Annotated in this window: 10 protein-coding genes; 2 read left to right on the top strand and 8 right to left on the bottom strand. The window is 68.8% G+C overall.

Features of this window, described 5'->3' with window-relative positions:
• Nucleotides 1-22 precede the first annotated feature (22 nt).
• Nucleotides 23-598, top strand: coding sequence for a dCTP deaminase (gene dcd / locus EAX62_RS05185; RefSeq protein WP_121900532.1), 576 nt, complete (start codon nt 23-25; stop codon nt 596-598).
• Between the two features lie 25 nt (nt 599-623).
• On the opposite strand, the gene EAX62_RS05180 is transcribed toward dcd, so the two are convergent.
• The 8 genes from EAX62_RS05180 to EAX62_RS05145 all read right to left on the bottom strand — a co-directional run bounded on the left by EAX62_RS05180 (nt 624) and on the right by EAX62_RS05145 (nt 16,305).
• Nucleotides 624-1,922 (bottom strand): RDD family protein, encoded by a 1,299-nt coding sequence (locus EAX62_RS05180; RefSeq protein ID WP_147454020.1) that lies wholly within the window; start codon nt 1,920-1,922, stop codon nt 624-626.
• A gap of 46 nt (nt 1,923-1,968) precedes the next feature.
• Nucleotides 1,969-4,272: a transglutaminase-like domain-containing protein gene (locus tag EAX62_RS05175; protein ID WP_121900530.1), complete on the bottom strand. Its 2,304-nt coding sequence runs from the start codon at nt 4,270-4,272 to the stop codon at nt 1,969-1,971.
• Nucleotides 4,269-5,507 carry a DUF58 domain-containing protein gene (locus EAX62_RS05170; RefSeq protein WP_121900529.1) on the bottom strand — a complete coding sequence of 413 codons (1,239 nt, stop codon included), beginning with the start codon at nt 5,505-5,507 and terminating at the stop codon, nt 4,269-4,271. Before EAX62_RS05170 ends, EAX62_RS05175 begins: the two co-directional genes overlap by 4 nt.
• On the bottom strand, nt 5,507-6,472 hold the full coding sequence (locus EAX62_RS05165; protein WP_121900528.1) for an AAA family ATPase: 966 nt from the start codon (nt 6,470-6,472) through the stop codon (nt 5,507-5,509). Before EAX62_RS05165 ends, EAX62_RS05170 begins: the two co-directional genes overlap by 1 nt.
• Nucleotides 6,473-6,505: 33 nt before the next feature.
• Nucleotides 6,506-12,688, bottom strand: coding sequence for an Ig-like domain-containing protein (locus EAX62_RS05160; protein WP_147454019.1), 6,183 nt, complete (start codon nt 12,686-12,688; stop codon nt 6,506-6,508).
• A 7-nt stretch (nt 12,689-12,695) separates the two neighbouring features.
• Nucleotides 12,696-14,267 (bottom strand): FHA domain-containing protein, encoded by a 1,572-nt coding sequence (locus EAX62_RS05155; protein WP_147454018.1) that lies wholly within the window; start codon nt 14,265-14,267, stop codon nt 12,696-12,698.
• An 84-nt stretch (nt 14,268-14,351) separates the two neighbouring features.
• A complete protein-coding gene (locus EAX62_RS05150; protein ID WP_121900525.1) occupies nt 14,352-15,479 on the bottom strand; it encodes a MalY/PatB family protein in 1,128 nt (375 codons plus the stop codon).
• 61 nt (nt 15,480-15,540) lie between these two features.
• Nucleotides 15,541-16,305 carry a hypothetical protein gene (locus tag EAX62_RS05145; protein ID WP_121900524.1) on the bottom strand — a complete coding sequence of 255 codons (765 nt, stop codon included), beginning with the start codon at nt 16,303-16,305 and terminating at the stop codon, nt 15,541-15,543.
• Between the two features lie 210 nt (nt 16,306-16,515).
• Between EAX62_RS05145 and efeU the strand changes: the two genes are divergently transcribed.
• Nucleotides 16,516-17,379 carry an iron uptake transporter permease EfeU gene (gene efeU, locus EAX62_RS05140; protein WP_121900523.1) on the top strand — a complete coding sequence of 288 codons (864 nt, stop codon included), beginning with the start codon at nt 16,516-16,518 and terminating at the stop codon, nt 17,377-17,379.
• The last annotated feature ends 15 nt before the right edge of the window (nt 17,380-17,394 follow it).

Below are 17,394 nucleotides of genomic sequence, written 5' to 3'. Positions count from 1 at the left end.
GGCAGACGATAGGCTCGGGCCCATGCTTCTGAGCGACCGTGACATCCTGCACGAGGTCCACGACGGCGGGATCCTGCTGGACCCCTGGGACCCGGGAATGGTGCAGCCCGCCAGCGTGGACGTGCGGCTGGACAAGTTTTTCCGGGTGTTCGAGAACCACCGCTACCCGCACATCGACCCGTCCGCGGAGCAGCCGGAGCTGACGCGCCCCGTCGAGCCGCCTCCCGGGGAGCCCTTCGTGCTGCACCCCGGGGAGTTCGCGCTGGCCTCCACCTACGAGCAGGTGACGCTCGGTACCGGCGTGGCCGCCCGACTCGAGGGCAAGTCGTCACTGGGTCGGCTGGGTCTGCTGACCCATTCCACGGCCGGCTTCATCGATCCCGGTTTCAGCGGGCACGTCACGCTGGAGCTGTCGAACATGGCGACGCTGCCCATCATGTTGTGGCCAGGCATGAAGATCGGTCAGCTGTGCTTCTTCCGTCTGAGCTCGCCGGCGGAGCATCCCTACGGGTCCGCGAAGTACGGTTCCCGCTACCAGGGGCAGCGTGGTCCAACGGCGTCACGTTCACACCTGAGCTTCCACCTCACCGAGGTCTGACCCACACGGCTGGGCTGTGCCGGGGTCAGTCCTGCGCGGGTCTGCGCAGGATGGTGAACCACCGGTTCCCGTAGGACACCTGCTGGCCCTCGCGCACCCTGATCTGCGTCCCGGTGGGGCACGGGTCAAGGCCGCCGGCCTGTGTGACGAGCGCCGTACCGTTGGTGGACCCGCGATCCACGACGAACACGCCCCGGGCGTCCGTGCCCACCAGGACGTGGGTGCGGGAGATCATCCGGCCGTCACCGCCCGCGGGCACCAGGTGGACGTCGCCGTCGGAGGCGGACTTCTGCGGGTTGCGCCCCAGCAGCACCGTGACCACCAACTCCACCTCCCGGCCGTCGTCGAGGCGGGCGTACCATCCCTGTGCCCCGGGACGGGCGCCGCCGGTGACAACGGGCGCGGCGATGCGGGTGCCGTCTTCGTCCTCGTCGGTGCCACCGAAGTCACGGGGACGCACCCTCGGGGTGGGCTTGGCCGGTTCAATGATCGACGTGGGGGTGGGCAGGGGGATCCAGCCCTGGTTCACGGGCCGTGACGGCGGCAGGGTGGGTGGCAGTTCACCGGGTGATGTCCCCTCGGCAGGGCGTCCGAACAAGACGTGTCCCTCGCCGGAACGGGCCCCGGGGGCGGGCCCCGTGGAGATGATGGGCTGGGTCTCCAGCCGTGGCATCCACGCCGGTGCGGGGTGGGCACCGGAAGGTGTCGGCGTCTCGTCCCGACCGGCACCCAGATCGGTGCGTCCCACCTGAGGCGAGAAGGAACTGGACAGGTGCGGCGGCAGCCCCACCGTGTTGGGCGTCTGCGTCTTGCGGCCCGCCCCTCCCGTGCGCCCGGACTCCACCTTGGGCTGCACCACGATGGCGCCGGCGGCCATGTCGTGCCAGCCCTGGCGTCGTTCGTGGATCACCAGGAAAACCAACAGGGCGATACCGCCCACCACGGAGGCGATGAGCGCCGCGAACACCAGTTGGCGCAGGAAGAACCGCCACCAGCCGATGGGCTGCCCGTCCCCCATGCCGACGAGTCGCACCCCCATGACCCGCGCACCCAGACCCGCGCCGCGGGTGCCGTACGCCCACCACTGGTACAGGCCGTAGGCCCCGGTGAGGACGACGACCGCGATGGAGGTGACCAGGACGACCGCAGGCGACGGTGTGCCCTGCAGTGCCATGACGGCGGCTGCGCCCGCACCCACCAGCACGGGTGGTGCGGCGTCGATGACGGCGGCCAGGACGCGTCGTCCCAGCCCTGCCACTGCCACCCCGCGTGGGATGAACCGACTCACACCCATCACACCAGTCCCCTGTCGCTGATCGTCCAAGGACCTGAGCGTACCGATTCATCCCCGCACATACGGGTCAGGTGTGTCACCGGGGCCTCCTGAGTGACTTGGTGGACAGCTTGGCCAACAACCAGCGCGGCCAGCTCACGGAGCGTCGCAGCCCACGGTCGACATCCCGGGCCTGCAGCCAGTAGCTGTCGACGGCGTCGGCGGACGGCTGCTCGGGCGCGAAGACCAACCGGTCGGCCTGCCGGGAGATCATCTCCGGATCCGCCTGGGGGTGGATGCGCGGGAAGTCGTCGAGGAGCTGCTCCGCCTGCTCCGTCCGGGTGGCGGCCGGCGACGGGGAGCGTCCGAGGTCGCGGGCCCTGTCCACGAGCTCCGCCCAGGCACCTGCCACCCGGTTGCCCGGTTCCGCGTGGTGCCGACGGCGTGACCTGCGTCGCGCCTTGAGCCCCAGGACCAGGGCCAACGGCACGACGATGGTGAGCAGCGGGATGCCACCCAGCGCCAGCCACACGCCGATGCGTGCCCAGTCGATGTCGACGCGTTGCTCCGGCGGCTCGCCCGGATCGATGGGCAGGTCGTCCTCCAGCGGTGGCTTCTCCGGCTGTTGCGCGGGCGGTGGGGGGTTCTCGATCTGCGGCTGGGGTGTGGGCGGCCTCGGCGCCAGTTCCTCCGGCAGCACCCTGTCTGGAGACGGTGTGGGGTCGAACATCACCCAGCCCAGCCCGTCGAGTTCCACCTCCGCCCAGGCTCCGACGTCGGAGCCTGTGATGAGGGCGTCGCCACCCGAGCGGTAGCCGTAGACCACCCGGGCCGGGATCCCCAACTCCCTGGCCATCAGGACCATGGCGGTGGCGTACTGCTCGCCGTCGCCCACCATGACGTCGGTGTTGGCAAGAAGGGTGACCAGTCGGGCGCCCGTGTGACCGGGGAGTGATGTGGCTTCTTCGGGTTGCTGTCCGTGGCTGAACCATCCAGCCCTCAGTGCAGTCTCCAGCGCGAGGGCCTGGGCGCCCGCCGTGTTCTGGGCGTCCCCCCACTGGTGGGCCCGGTTGCGCACGATGTCCGGCACACCCTCGTCCGTGGGCATCCTCCGGCTCCCGGCCAAAGCCGCCCTGATGTCCTCGTCCGAGGGCCTCTGGCGGGTGCGGGTGCCAAGGACGTAGGAGTCCCCCTCCTGGAGCGTCGCCAGCGTGACCCCAGTGCCGGAGCCGCGGTTGTAGAAGAAGTTCTCGGAGAGGGCCACGGCGCGGTCACTGTCGAAGGTGATGGAGGTGGTGCGTCCCACCGTCGGCACCCACACGCCGCTGTGCTCGCCCAGGACGGTGATGCGCACCTCACCGTCTGTGCCTTCGGTGTCGTCGTCGATCCACTGCCCCACCCGTGTGAAGGTGGACCCCTGGAGGGTGGTGTCGTCGGTGGTGGCCACGTTGAAGCTGATGCCGTCGTAGCGGTCCAGCGTCGCCACCCGGATGACTGCGCCGTCGGCGACCCCCGTGGCCTCCAGCAGCACGGTGTCAGCGTCCCGCGAGATGTTGGCGCGAAACGCCTGCAGCGGCGAGGTGAACTCCTCGATGTCGATGGGGGGCTCCACCGCCTGGCGGGCGGTGGTGCGGGGCACGGTGGGCGACAGCAGGGGCACGGCCGCCACCACGAGGCCGGCAGCCACGAGCAGGGAGGCAGCGCCCAGCGCTGCGCGCAGGATTCTGGGGCGGCCCTCCCGTCCCACCAGGGAGGCCCGCAGGTGGGCGCGACGATGGCTGGTCCACAGCAGCACGACGACGAAGAACGCCACGCCCGCCGCGACAGGCAGGAACGCCACGGATGATCCCAGGGCGATGGCGGCGAACCAGCCGAGTGCCGCCGGCACCCAGGCGAGCATGGGACGCCGTGTACGCAGGCTGATGAGGGCACCCAACAGCCCCGCCGCCAGTGCGACGACGCCCGGTACCGCCAGGAGGTTGGCGGTCTCGCCGATGGGAGGGTCGAGCGTCAGCATGTCCCGCCACGCCGTGACGGGGCCGGTCAACAGACCCCACAGGCTGCGGCCCGTGGGGATGAACCCGGCGACGCCGGCGGACGGCATCACCAGCGGCGTCCCCAGCAGGAACCAGGACAGGGCGCTGGCAGCCAGCACCTGGATGGCCCGCCACCCCCGCAGCGTGGCCAGCAGGCCGACCCCCATACCGAGGGCACCTGCCCCCAGCACCGTGACGAACAGCCAGCCCGTGCCGTAGGTGGGAAGAAATGCGCACGCGACCAGGACCAGCAGGGCCAACAGCGCCACCGCATCCACGGCCGCCCATCGCCAGCGGACCCGCGGCCCCAGCCCGGCCCACCCCGTGTCCGTCGCCGTGACAGCCCTGCGTGCTGGGGCGCTCACTCCATGGCCCTTCGCATGGCCCGCGGCAACTCCTCCAGTGCACCCACCTGCACCACGCTCACGTTTCCGGCAGTGCGCACCCGCAACTCGGCACCCTCTTCGACCCTGACCCCGATGACGCGTGTGTCGATGTCGAACAGGGATCCTGCGCGACGGACCTGCGTCATGGATGCCACCGATCCGGTGATGAACACCGCCACCGACGCCGACGGTTCCGCGGCCCTCGTGGCGTGCACGAGGTCCACCACACCGCCGCCGATGCCCCGCCCCACGGTGCAGAGCGCGTCCAACGCCTTCGAAGGTGTGAGTGCTGTGAGCGTCTCGTGGGAAGTGCGAAGCGCCAACGGGCTCTCCCCCATGAGGGTCTGCACCGCCACGGAGGCGGCGCAGGAGACGCCGATCTCGAACTCATCGGCATCCAGCCAGGCCAGGCGGCCCGTGTCCAGCGCCACCACCACGTGTGACATCCGGGACTCCTCGAACTGCCGCACCATGAGCGCGCCGGTGCGTGCCGTCGAGCGCCAGTGGACGTGGCGTCGGTCGTCGCCGGGGGCGTAGGGCCGCAGGGCGTGGAAGTTCATGTCCGCCGACGACAGGTGGGGGCTGGCGTGGCCCTCCAGGTCATGCACGAAACCGCTCTGGCGGCCCGGCAGTCGCACGGTCCTCGGGTGGACGAAGAGTTCCGCCATACCGGTCCACCTGGTCTGGCGGCCGGTCAGCGCGAACGGGTCGCCTGCCACCGACTCCGCGGGCCCGATGCGCACGAGGCCCCGCTGCTCGGTGGGAACACGGAAGCGTTGCCTGATGAACATGCCAGCTCCCAGCGGGGGCACGGAGAAGCTGGCAACGTCGTCGGCTATGGGCAGGTCCAGGCGCGAGCCCAGGTGGCGTCGCTGCGCCGTATTGCGCACGGCCAGTTCCCCACCGGTGGGTGTGCCGACCACCACGGACCGTTCCGCCATCTCGAGGCGCACCTCGAAGCGGGGTTTGCCGATGGTGAACAGCAGGCCCACGGCCACACTCAGCACGGCCAGCGCGCCCGCCACCTTGAACTCCACCCAGCCGAGCGCCAATCCCCCCACCAGCACCATCAGCCCCAGCAGCAGGCACACCCACCCCGCCGCCCTGATGCCCGTCCTCTGGTTGACGGCAGCACCGAAGGACCGCACACGCTGCAGCGAGGGCGGTTCGACGGGTTCTGGCGCTTCCCAACGAGAGGCGGCGGCGGACGACATCAGGCGGTCTGGCGCTCCGTCGGCGGGGCCACGGAGCCCAGCGTGGCAGCGGCGATGTCGACGGCCTGCACCCCGTTGAACTCCGCCTCCGGGTCCAGGATGAGGCGGTGGGCCAGGCAGGGGATGGCCAGCATCTTCACGTCGTCGGGCACCACGAAGTGGCGGCCCTGGGAGGCGGCCCACACCCGGGTGGTGCGCACCAGCGCGAGCGCGCCGCGCACCGATGCCCCCAGTCGCACGTCGGTGGCGGTGCGGGTGGCCTCGACGAGCCGGGCAATGTAGTCGAAGATCGACGCCTCGATGTGCACCGACGCTGCCAGCTGCGCCATTTCCGCCACCTGCGCCGTCGTGATGATGGCGGGCAGCGGGCTCGAGCGTGGCCGGGAGCCACCGGTGGCGAGGATCCGCAGCGTGGCCTCGTGATTCGGGTAGCCGAGCGTGGTCTTCATGAGGAACCGGTCGAGCTGCGCCTCGGGCAGACGGTAGGTGCCGGCCTGCTCAATGGGGTTCTGGGTGGCGATCACCATGAACGGGTTGCCCACCTCGTAGGAGATGGCGTCCACGGTGACGCGGCTCTCCTCCATCACTTCCAACAGCGCGGACTGGGTTTTCGGGGATGCACGGTTGATCTCGTCGGCCAGCACGATCGACGCGAAGATCGGTCCCTGGTGGAACTCGAACTCTGCCGTCTTCTGGTCGTAGATCGTGACCCCCGTGACGTCGGAGGGCAGCAGGTCCGGGGTGAACTGGATACGGCTGTTGGTGCCCTGGACGGTCTGCGCCATGGCACGGGCCAGGGTGGTCTTGCCGGTTCCGGGGTAGTCCTCCAGCAGAAGGTGGCCCTCGGCGAGCATGCACGTCCACGCGAGCCGCACAGCCTCGGTCTTGCCCAGGATGCTGCGTTCGACGGACGCGACGAGACTGCCGAACGTCTCGCCGAACCAGCGTGCTTGTTCAGGGTTCACTTGTTCCTGCTTCCGGATTCGTGGAGTGTCACTTCAGCCCCAGAGTTGTAGTGTCGCGCTGCGATTGTTGCCGAAGGTGCACGCCACGTCGACCCGGGACGGCAGCGGCAGTCCCTCGGCCGCGGGGAACACCTCGGCGATGGCCATCGATGTCCCCCCACCCTGGCTGAAGGTTTTGTCGACGTTGACCCCGGTAGCGCGGCACGTGGCGCTGCGCACATGGTTCAACTGGACGTTCAACGCTCCCGAGGTGGAGTTCCAGGTACCCGTGAACGGGGCGCTCAGCGTGAAGGCGCTGCTCGTCGTGGAATCCCCCATGCCCTGGTGGCCCATCGTGATCTTCACGGCGGCCGGCCCGGTCATCAGCGTGCCGCTGGAGACGACGAAGTCGTTGCTGCGTGTGGTGCCGGACGGGCTGCACCGCACGCCATCGCCGCCGCACGAGAACCAGTAGCCGAGGAGGTCCCAGCCCCCGGACGCGACGAGGGTGGCGGGCTTCTCCATACGGACGTAGACCTGCGCGGCACCACCGCTGAAGCCCTGGAACGCGAAGCTGGACTCGTCGAGGGTCGACCATGCTGGCGCGTCGGAGCGTGGCATCAGCCCGGTCCGGGTCTGCGACCCCGACGCCCGATCCCCATCGATGACGACGCGGACCGCAACGTCGTAGACCTGCCCGTTGGTGAGGCCCGTTGCCCTGCCCGCGGACGGGTAGGGACGCCACTCGCCGCCGTTGAGCGTGTACTGGATCCTGGGGTTGGCAGCCACGCGGCCCTCGAAGTTGGTCTTGACACCCATCTGGATGGTGCCGTTGGAGGCGGCAGCCGAGAAGGACTCGATCTTGGGGAGTTCCCACGCCGTCTGCCACTGGGCGGTCGCGGCGGCGGCACCCTTGCCAGCCTTGTTGGTGGCCTCCACCGTGAATTTGTACGGCTTCTGCCCCAGTCCCTCCACGAGGACGCTCTGCGTCGCGGCGCCGGTGGCAGCGACGGTCCTGGCCAGCTGTGTCTGCGGCCCCTGCTCCGTCACGGGGGTGACGATGAAGTCCTTGACGCGGTCACCGTTGGGGTCGACCCCTGCGGAGGCCCAGGCCACGTCGAATGCCCCGCCCAGTGGGTTCTCCGTGGCGGTGGCGTTGATGGTGGGCGACGCCCCCGGGGGCCCTGCGGGCCAGTCCACATTCGACATCTCGGAGAACGGTGACAGCCCCGCGTTGTTGCCGGCCAGGACCTTGAACCGGTACGGCGTGCCGTTCGTCAGGCCTGTCCACGTGTAGGAGGTGCTCCCGGGCGGCAGGTTCTCCTTGAGGCCGATCTGCTGGCCGCCCTCGCCGAGGAGAGCCACCGTGTACTGGGTGAGCGCGCTGCCCGGATTGGTGGGGTCCGCCCACGTCGGCCGCTGCCACGCCACGGTCATCTGCCGATCGCCGAACGTGTTGGACGGGGCGGGCGGGGCGTTGGGCTTCACGTCGGGGGTGTAGGCGGCGGACAGGAGGGAGGGCTCGGAGATCCCTGCCTCGTTCTTCTCCTTCACCGTGAACCGGTACGGGAACCCGTTGGGCAGGCCCGTCACGGTGCAGGTGGTGCTCCGGCACTCGGCGCTGCGCACCTCCTGGCCGCTGGCGGAGATGGCGGTTGCAATGCGGCCATCGATCTCGTAGCCGTTGGAGGAGCCGGGCGTGTAGGTGAACGTGACGGTGCCGTTGCCGGCCACGCCGTCACGTGGGACGCCCGGGCGGCTGGGGCGGTCCTTGACCGTGATCCGGATCGTGCCGTCGACCTGTCGCTTCGGGTCCTCGGTGGCGTCCATGACGCTGTAGCGTGCCGTCAGGGTGCCCACGAATCCCTCAGATGGAATGATCTTCACCACGTCGCCGTCGACGCGGATGGCGCCCGAGCCGGTGACGATGACGGGGCGGTCGGTCAGCGTCAGCTGGGGCTTGTTCACCAGGTTCGACTTGTCGTTGGTCAGGACCGGAACCGAGATCTCAACGCCTGCCCGTGCCTCCCGAACATCCGTGACGGTGGTGGCCAGCGGGCGGGTGGAGGAGACCACTTCGAGGCGGATCTCGAACGGTGTCTTCCCCTCGTTGGCGTCGACCACCTCTGCCCTGAGAATGCGAACGGTTCCCGGCTTGGCGTTGATGGGCGCACGCGCGACCAGCTTGCTGCCGTCCCCGGACTCCTGGTACTCGATCGACGTGTCGCCGCTGACGTGCGCAAAGTTGCGGAAGAAGAACGCGTCACCGTCGCCGTCGCGGAACAGGGGCATGAGGTCCAGTCGCACATCGTCCTCACCGGGCCCGACGCGCAGCGTCGGCATGCCCTCCCCGATCAGTTCCGGTGAGGTGCGTGCCACCTCCAAATCCTTGTCGTCCTTGCCGTCGGGCCGGTTCGGTGCCGGCAGCACCTTCACCGGGATCGAGATGTAGGCCTCGCTGGGTGTGTCGTTCTCGGTGGTCACGTCGCCCACCGCGAACACCACGGATGCAGGGCCTTCGTAGTCGAGGTCGGGGGTGTACTGGACGCGCTCCCCACCCACGGGCTGCACCCGGCCATGGGTTGCCGTGATGCTGTCCGCCCCCGTCAGACGGACCGTGCGACTGTCGGTTCCGTTGACGTAGGCGTTGATGTCGATGTCGAGTTTCTGGTCGGCCCTGACCTCCAACGAGAGGCCGGGGTCCTTGAGCACAGGAACCGAATCGTTGCGTCCCGGAACCAGGATGAGCCCGGTGGCCGTGAGCCCGTCGGTGTCCACGAGGGTGTAGCGGATCTGCTGCATCTGGTCTGTGACCGGGACGGTGACCTTGCGTTTGTCCTTCGTGGCCGAGGCGGAGGACTCCTCGGGGACACCGTAGTCAGGCACCTCCACGCGCAGGTCCTCCTGGCGTCCGTCCGGATCGAAGTCGTTGGCGGTGACGTCCACGTCCACCCATTCCTCGCCGGCGACGGCGGACACCGGCACCACGTCGTCGCGCGCCTCGGGTGGCAGCAGCGGCGCGTCCTTGTCCACGACGATGCGCAGGTCCCCGGACCCCTGTTCACCGCGCGCATCCTCGATCCAGTAGGTACCGACGTGGGTGCCCTCCTCCTCGGGGGCCACGAACGAAATCTCACGGTTCTCGATGATCTCGACGTCGACGATGCCGTCGATTTTCACGGGGTTGAGCGCCACGTAGGTGATGGCGTCGCCGTCGATGTCCACGTCGTTGCGCAGGGCCGGGATCTGGACGTGGCGCCCGGGCCGGACCTCGATGTCATCGGCGATGCCCGTGGGGGGTGTGTTGTCGGGACCCGCCGGAGCCACGCCCACCCGGATCTCGCCGACGCCGACAACGCCGGACGCGTCAATCACCTGGTAGGAGAACACGTCGGTGCCCTTCGACTCCGGGTACGCCTCGTAGGTGAGCCAGCCGTCACCGACAGCAAGCACGCGGCCCAGCTGGGGGCCGGACCCGAGGCCGATGAGGCGGACGGCGTCACCGTTGGGGTCGATCCCGTCAGTGGGGATGATGAGGCGCGACGTGGTGTTGGCCAGCACCCGCTCCTCCACGGCACGTGGCTGTGGCGGCAGGTTCTGCGCGTCCTCGGACACGACGGCCACCACGACCTCCGCGGAGGTGATGCGGCCCTCGCTGTCGCTGACCTGGTAGGTCAGCCGGATGCTGCCGCTCTGGGTGCTGGCGGGTACCGACACCCGGATCCGGTCGCCATGGATCCAGGCCCTGTTCCCCGGATTGTCGACGATCTCGTCGAGCGTCAGCGGCAACCCCACGGGCGAGGTGTCGTTCGCGAGCACGTCGATTGACTGGGTGGTGCCGGCGCGGATACGTGCGTTGTCCCTCGTGGCCTGCGGCTGGGGTGAACCGCTGCTGGAGGTGGGGAGGACGACGATGGTGCCGAGCACCGAGAACTTGCCGTCACTCAGCCTGTAGGTGAGGGTGACGGGACCATCCGGCGCGTGGATGGTCTCGATGGTGACGAGGTGGCGTCGCTGCAGCGTCACGCGCAGGCCTGGGTGCTGTGACACGGACTGCACCACGAGCACATCACCGTCCTCGTCGGTGTCGTTCAGGACGGGGTCGATCATGACCGACCCACCGGGCGGCAGGAGCGCCACGTCAAGGGCCGCCACCGGTGGGTGATTCGTGGCCTCCTTGCGGACGTCGATCCGCACGAGCCCCATGGCCACGGGGCCGTTGGACACCTTGTAGGTGACGTAGTGGATGCCCGCCTTCTTGGGCGTGAAACTGAACAACTGCTCCTGGTAGTTGGGCACGATGGCGCAATCACACTCGGCCGGCTTCTCCTCGAGAACCTCCGTGAGGGACAGGTTCTCGCCCACATCATTGGCGAGCGGTGAGACCGTGATGGTGGTGCCCAGTGCCATGGTCTCGAAGTCGCCGTAGGCGATGGGAGGCACGACGTCGTCGGTGACCACCACCACCATTTCGCCGTCGGACTCGACGAACCCGTCGGACACCGTGATCTTCACCTTCTTGGTGCCCGTGGAGATCCCGACGTCCCGGAACGTGACCTCGCCGTCGGGGGTGAAGCTGATCTCATCGCTCGCGTCCCTCGGCAGCTTCGCGTCCACGAGGATGAGGCTGTCGCCGTCCGGGTCGCGCCAGTCCATGAGGACACGCTTGGTGATCTTCTTGCCGAGCCCGATGGTGGCGGGTTGCGCACGGGCCTGTTTGAACGGGGCGCCGTTGTCCACGTCGGCGTCAGGGGACACGATGCGCAGTGTGACGTCAGCCGTGGCCTTGCCGCGGCGACCGTCGTCGATGGAGTAGCTGAAAGTCAGGGTGCCGGTGGTCTCGGAGTCGACCGTGACCTGCAGGCCGGTGCCGCCCCGGACCGGCTGCAACGTGGCGCCGTCCGGTTGCGAGAGTGCGGTGATGGTCAACACATCACCGTCAGGATCCGAGTCGTTGTCGAGGACCGTGAGGATGGTGGAGCGTCCCGCCCGGGCAGCCAGGTCGTCGTCCTTGGCGATGGGGACCTGGTTGGCCTTTTCGCGATCCGGCGGAATCACCGTCTCCGTTTCCGACAGTTCGTCCTCCTCGACGTCCTCCGGCGGGATGACGTTGTCCCAGGTGAGGCGGGTCATGCCCTTGTCCACCATCCACACGGTGCCGTCGACCAGGTCGTTCAGCACCACCGTGGAGCGGTTCACCTGGAACGCGAGGGCTCGATCATCTCCGGTGGGGACCTGCGGGATTTCTTCGACCCGGGGTTCCTCGCCGCGGCAGAGCCGCACGAACTCTTCTCCGAAGACTGAGTAGACACACCCGCCCACCTCGATGGGCCGGATGGGAGCGGCATCCAGGTTGCCGGTGAGCGACCGCGGGCCGTCGACGGTCAGTGCAATGAGTCCGGCCCGGGTGGCGTACACCGCCCGTGCACCGTCCTGGCCGCCCAGCGCATCGGCGGCGGGTGGCAGGAGCTGCGCATCAGTGACCCCGGAGACCTCGAACGCCTTGTCCATCCCTTCCACCCAGATGCGCCCGCTCGCACGGTCGAGCACCACGGCCTTGTCGCCGACGGCGCTGATCTCGATCTCCAACTGGTTGGGATCCAGCGTGAACGGCAGCGGGGTGTCAACGGGGCCGTCGGCACCTGGGCGCACCAGGACGGAGCGCTGGACGTCGAGCCCGATGACGTCGCCAGCGGACGTCACGGTGGCGTTGCCGAACTCCCCCACCTCCAGTTGGGCCTTCTGCTCCTGGAAATTGATGTCGAGGACGCTCTGGGGGTCCCCGAACCAGGCCTTGCCGTTGTCCGGGTTCAACACCAGCAGGGTGCCGCCGCCCATGTGCACCGTGGCGTCGCCGGGAAGTTGCTTGGGTGACGTGAGCCTGTTGCGTGCCGGTTCATACTCACCCAGCGTCGAGGAGGCGGTGCCGTGGACCAGGACGAGGTTTCCGTCCTGCAGGATCTCGAAGTCGGAGTCCCCCACGGTGGTCTGTGCGGCGAACTCGTCGATCTGGGCGTTCAGGACACCGAGGCGTCCGTCGTCGCGTTTGGCCACGTGCACCGTGCCCTCGTCGAGGCGGACGTCCGCCTGCACGAGTCCGGGGCTGAGGAACGCCAGTACACCCAGAGCAAGGACCACGGTCCCCACCACGATCGCCTGCCACGACCGCATGAGGAACCGGCGGAGCCTCCGTACGGTGCGGGACGGCGTTGTACCACCGGAGCTCTCGTCTGGCATGTGTCCCTCAGCCACGCGGCGGTTCGATGCGCAGCGAGACGCCGTCGCCGAGATCGAGGACCGTGCCCAGGTCCACCTGGACGGCCTCACCGTTGGCCAGGACGAAGGGCTGCTCCCCCACCGGGATGACGGTGGTGCCGTTCGTGGAATTGAGGTCGGTGACGATGACACTCCAGTCGCGGGGTGTGACGATCAGGTGACTGCGGGATATGTCGCTGCTGGGGCTGGGGACCCGCATGAGCTGGGCGCCGCGGGGAGCCTTGGCGGCATCGGGCGAGCGACCGACGAGCACCGCCACCTGCAGGTTGGCGAACTCCCCCTGGTTGCTGTGGACACCCGCCAGCGTCGGGCGGTTGATGAGTCGCGGGTTCGACGAGTCGACAGGGGCGGAGCAGAGCCGACAGCTGCGGCTGCCCGGTGCATTGGCGTGGCCCCGTCCGCAGGGGACGGCCAGCACCTGCTGTTCCTCGGGCGCCTCGGCGGCCGCAGGCTTGTGCGTGGCGGCCAGGCCCGTGGAGAAGATGGTGCCGCCCTCGTCGTCGTCGCCCACCTGGAAGTTACCGGGTACAACCACGGGTGCCGCGCTGGGGAGCGACGCCGGGGGCGGGATGGGTACGCCGGCGATGGGTGCGGGTGACGGGGAGGGCATGCCATCCGCGTCGAAGCGGAAGGACCCGAGGCGCTCGGGCTCCGGCTCCGGCTCGGGCTCCGGCTCCGGCTCAGGCTCCGGCTCGAGCTCGGGCTCCGGCTCCGGCTCGGGCTCAGGCTCCGGCTCAGGCTCAGGCTCGGGCTCAGGCTCGGGCTCGGGCTCGGGCTCAGCCTCGGGCTCGGGCTCCGGCTCGGGCTTCGGCTCCGGCTCCGGCTCCGGCTCCGGTTCCGGCTCCGGTTCCGGCTCAGGTGCGGGCTCGGGCTTCGGCTCGGGTGCCGGCTCCGGCTCCGGCGCGGGTTCAGCCTCGGCGCCACGTTCCTCATCCGGAGCAGGCTCGACGTAGGGTTCCATCTCGGTCTCGTCACCCAGGCCGATCACCTCGGCGCCCATGTCCTCGGGGTCGTCAGCCAATGACTGCACCGTCGGCAGGAGTGTTGCTGCCCCATCCCCGTGGAACCGGATGCGGGACGCAGGATCAGTTGTCAGGTGGATCACCGACGCAGAGACGGCACCCACGAGCAGAGGGAGCTCCACGGAGGCCTCCCGTGCGGAGGTGTCCATGTCCACGCGGACGTGGCGGTTGGAACCCAACGGCTGTTCCGACCATGTGAGTGCATCGGCGCCGGAGACGACCACCTCGTCGGTCTCGTCGTCCACCACCGTGATGCCTCCGCGGGCCATGCCGTGCAGCCCGGAGGAGTCCCAGAAGAACGCGGCGAAGTCCGGCATCCCGTCGAGTCCGTACTCGGCGAACAGGCTCAGCAGCGAGTCCGTGGACCGCGCCGCAACAATGTCCTCCCACAACCTGTTCACGAGCTGCGACATCCGGGCGGGGGCGGGGAGCATTACCACCAGTGCTGTGGGGCCGGACAGGACCAGCCAGTCCCCCGGCGTGTAGGTCACGCGCCAGGCGGCCATCGGATGCGTCATGCTGTCGTCCCTCTCCCCGTAAACCACGAGCCTGTCGAGAATCGCATACTCACAGGCCTCTGGCTAGAGCGTACGTGGGAATCCCTACAAGCTCACAGCCATCCGTCGGACACCCTCGGTGATGAGCTCCCGGGAGGTGCCCAGGTTGACGCGGACGTGCTGCGTTGCTGACGGGTCATAGTCGGTGCCGAAGCCCATGCGCACCCGTCCCACCTCGTGGAAACGCCGCGCGGGGGACTCAAGCCCCAGCGGCGAGCAGTCCAGCCACGCAAGGTACGTCCCCTCGGACGGCGTGTAGGACAGGGCCGGTACCTGACGGGCCAACTCGGCGGCGAAGTGCACCTTGTTCTGCTGGATCTCCAGTGTGAGTTCCTGCAGCCAGTCGCGGGCATCATTCAGCGCGACGGCGTGGGACATGACGCCCAGGTGGCTCACCGACTCGTGCACGTGCCCCGGCAGTGCGCGCAGCGTCTCGCGGACCTCCGACCCGGCGATCAGCAGGCCCGCCTTCAGTCCCGCAAGGTTCCACGACTTCGACGCGGACGTCACCACGAACGACCGCTGCGCACCCGGCAGGGTCACGAAGGGCACGTGCGCCGACCCGACCAGCGGCGCGTGGATCTCGTCGGAGATGACCGTGACCCGATGCGTGGCCGCCATCCGGGCGACGGCGGCGAGTTCGTCACGGGTGTGGATGGTGCCGTGCGGGTTGTGCGGGGAGCACAGCAGGTATGCCGTCGGCTTGGGTCCGCGGGCCCCGGAGAACGCCTCCTCCAGCCCTTCGAGGTCCAGGCGGCCGTCGTCGCGCATCGGCACCTGCAGCAGTGGACGCGCCGTGGAGTCGCAGATGAGCCGGAACGGCGGGTAGATGGCCGGGTTGATGACCACTGCATCGCCCGGCTCCGTGGTGGCCAGGAGCAGTTCCCGCATCCCCGACATCACGTCGCCCGCCAGGCACATGTCCGCGGCCGGGTCGGGGGCCCAACCCCACATCCACTCGGCGAACGATGCGAACGCCTCCTGGTACACGGGCAGCTCGGGATAACCGGTGTCGCCGTCGGCGATGGCGCGTTGCAGTCGCGCCGCCACGGGCGCTGCCAGTTTGACGTCCATCTCGGCCACGAACATGGGCAGCACGTCCGGCTCGAACCGGCGCCACTTGATGCTGGTGCGGCGGCGCAGGTCATCCAGGGACACGTCGAAGAGGGCCATGCCCCCATCCTGCCGGATCCGGTACCGCGTTGACACACTCAGGGAGCGGACCCGCCCGGCGTCAGCGCGATCGTCGCGAGCGGTAGGCCTGCTGCGCCGCAATATCTGCCATGCGACGCTGTTGCTCCTCCACGGACACGCCGGGGCCGGAGTCGTCCACCTGCGGATCCGTGGCGCCCACCTCGCGCAGCAGGTGGGACGGGAGGAGGTCGACGAAGTCCGTCATGAGCCTCAGCAGGCCGTCGGCCATCGTCGGAGCGGGGTCGCCGGAGACGGACACGAACAGGACGTCGCCACAGAACCAGAGGTGCTTGAACGGGATCATCGGACCCATGAGGTATTCCATGGCGCGCGGGTGCAGCACGTCATGGGCAAACCGCGCGCTGGGCGACGTGACATTCCAGGTCTCGTTGAACTGCTGGTTCTCGAACTGGAGGTCCTTGTCGCGTCCGAAAAGAAGGTCGCCCTCGTGGATGAGCTCCATCGGTGGGAACGCGGCACCCGGGAAGCGGATCCCGGCGAGCAGCAGTGGGTAGGTGTGGCTGGTCTTGCCGCTCGAAACGGTGTAGCGGTATCGGAAACCGAACACGGGCACCCCGTCGAACGTCCCCCAGAATCCACGGTCGGCCCGCCGTAGCGAACCCCTGCCGAAGGGGCCTCCCGTGAAGGCCCCCACCACCTGCGGCCACGTGGGCGCGTAACCCCACTCGCGTGCCGCAGCCCACCGTTGCCACACGTCGTTGCGCTCACGGTCCTTGCGCGAGGCGCTCACCGCCACCACGACGCTGACGGCGATCATGACGGGCAGGAAGAAAAAGAATGGCATGGGCTGTTGTCAGCGCCTTCCGGGATAGACAACGGTGAAAAATTTACCTCTGACGAGCGTAACGGGCCCGGTGAGCACTGCCTTGCCCTCCACCGTGGCCCACGCGGCGCGAGCCGCCACATCGTGGACGGCGACGTCGCCCATTTGCGCGAGGCATTAATCCACGCTCTACTTATTAGGCAAGGCATACCTAATCTATTTGGAGGTGACATGTTCGCGAACTACCTGATCGGCCTGCGTGAGGGGCTGGAAGCCAGCCTCATGGTGGTGATCCTCATCGCCTATCTCGTGCGCAGTGGTCGCCGTCACCTCCTCCCACGCATCTGGGCGGGCGTCGCCGCGGCCGTTGTCGTGTCGCTCACATTCGGAGCCCTGCTGACCTGGGGTCCACGCCGCTTGACGTTCCAGGCGCAGGAAGCCATCGGCGGCACCCTGTCGATCGTCGCCGTCGCGTTCGTGACGTGGATGGTGTTCTGGATGGCCAGCCACGCCCGGGGACTCTCGGGCGAACTGCGTGGCCGGATCGACGTCGCCGCCGAGGCAGGGCGCTTCAGCCTCGTGCTCGTCGCCTTTCTCGCCGTCGGACGGGAAGGACTGGAGACGGCACTGTTCCTGTGGGCTGCCACGCAGGCGGCTGCCGGGACGACCGGCTCCACCAGCGCCCCCCTGCTCGGCGCACTGCTGGGGATCCTCACCGCGGTGGTCATGGGGATCGCGTTCTACACGGGCGCCCTGCGCATCAACCTGTCGAAGTTCTTCACCTGGACCGGCATCATCCTGATCGTCGTGGCCGGTGGCGTACTCGCCTACGGCATCCACGACCTGCAGGAGGCGGCCATCCTGCCCGGACTGGGCAACCTCGCGTTCGACGTCAGCGCCACCATCCCACCCACCTCCTGGTACGGCACCCTCCTGAAGGGCGTGTTCAACTTCTCACCGGCCACCACGTGGCTCGAAGCAATCGCCTGGACCGCCTACGTCGGCACCACTTTGTTCTTCTTCCTCCGACACCTCCACCGGCCCACGTCGGCCACCGCCCGCAACACCGTCGTACCCGCCCCCGTCGCGGCCTGACGCCACTGCCACATC

The sequence above is a fragment of the Tessaracoccus antarcticus genome (assembly GCF_003688855.1).
Taxonomy (GTDB): domain Bacteria; phylum Actinomycetota; class Actinomycetes; order Propionibacteriales; family Propionibacteriaceae; genus Arachnia; species Arachnia antarctica.
The sequence above is the reverse complement of the archived record's forward strand: the minus strand, read 5'-3'. Positions and strand labels throughout refer to the sequence as shown.

Excerpts from the sequence above, each read along its gene's own strand:
- dcd (WP_121900532.1), top strand. The coding sequence starts at position 23 with ATGCTTCTGAGCGACCGTGACATCCTGCACGAGGTCCACGACGGCGGG.
- EAX62_RS05170 (WP_121900529.1), bottom strand. The coding sequence starts at position 5,507 with ATGTCGTCCGCCGCCGCCTCTCGTTGGGAAGCGCCAGAACCCGTCGAA.
- EAX62_RS05160 (WP_147454019.1), bottom strand. The coding sequence starts at position 12,688 with ATGCCAGACGAGAGCTCCGGTGGTACAACGCCGTCCCGCACCGTACGG.
- EAX62_RS05155 (WP_147454018.1), bottom strand. The coding sequence starts at position 14,267 with ATGACGCATCCGATGGCCGCCTGGCGCGTGACCTACACGCCGGGGGAC.
- EAX62_RS05150 (WP_121900525.1), bottom strand. The coding sequence starts at position 15,479 with ATGGCCCTCTTCGACGTGTCCCTGGATGACCTGCGCCGCCGCACCAGC.
- EAX62_RS05145 (WP_121900524.1), bottom strand. The coding sequence starts at position 16,305 with ATGCCATTCTTTTTCTTCCTGCCCGTCATGATCGCCGTCAGCGTCGTG.
- efeU (WP_121900523.1), top strand. The coding sequence starts at position 16,516 with ATGTTCGCGAACTACCTGATCGGCCTGCGTGAGGGGCTGGAAGCCAGC.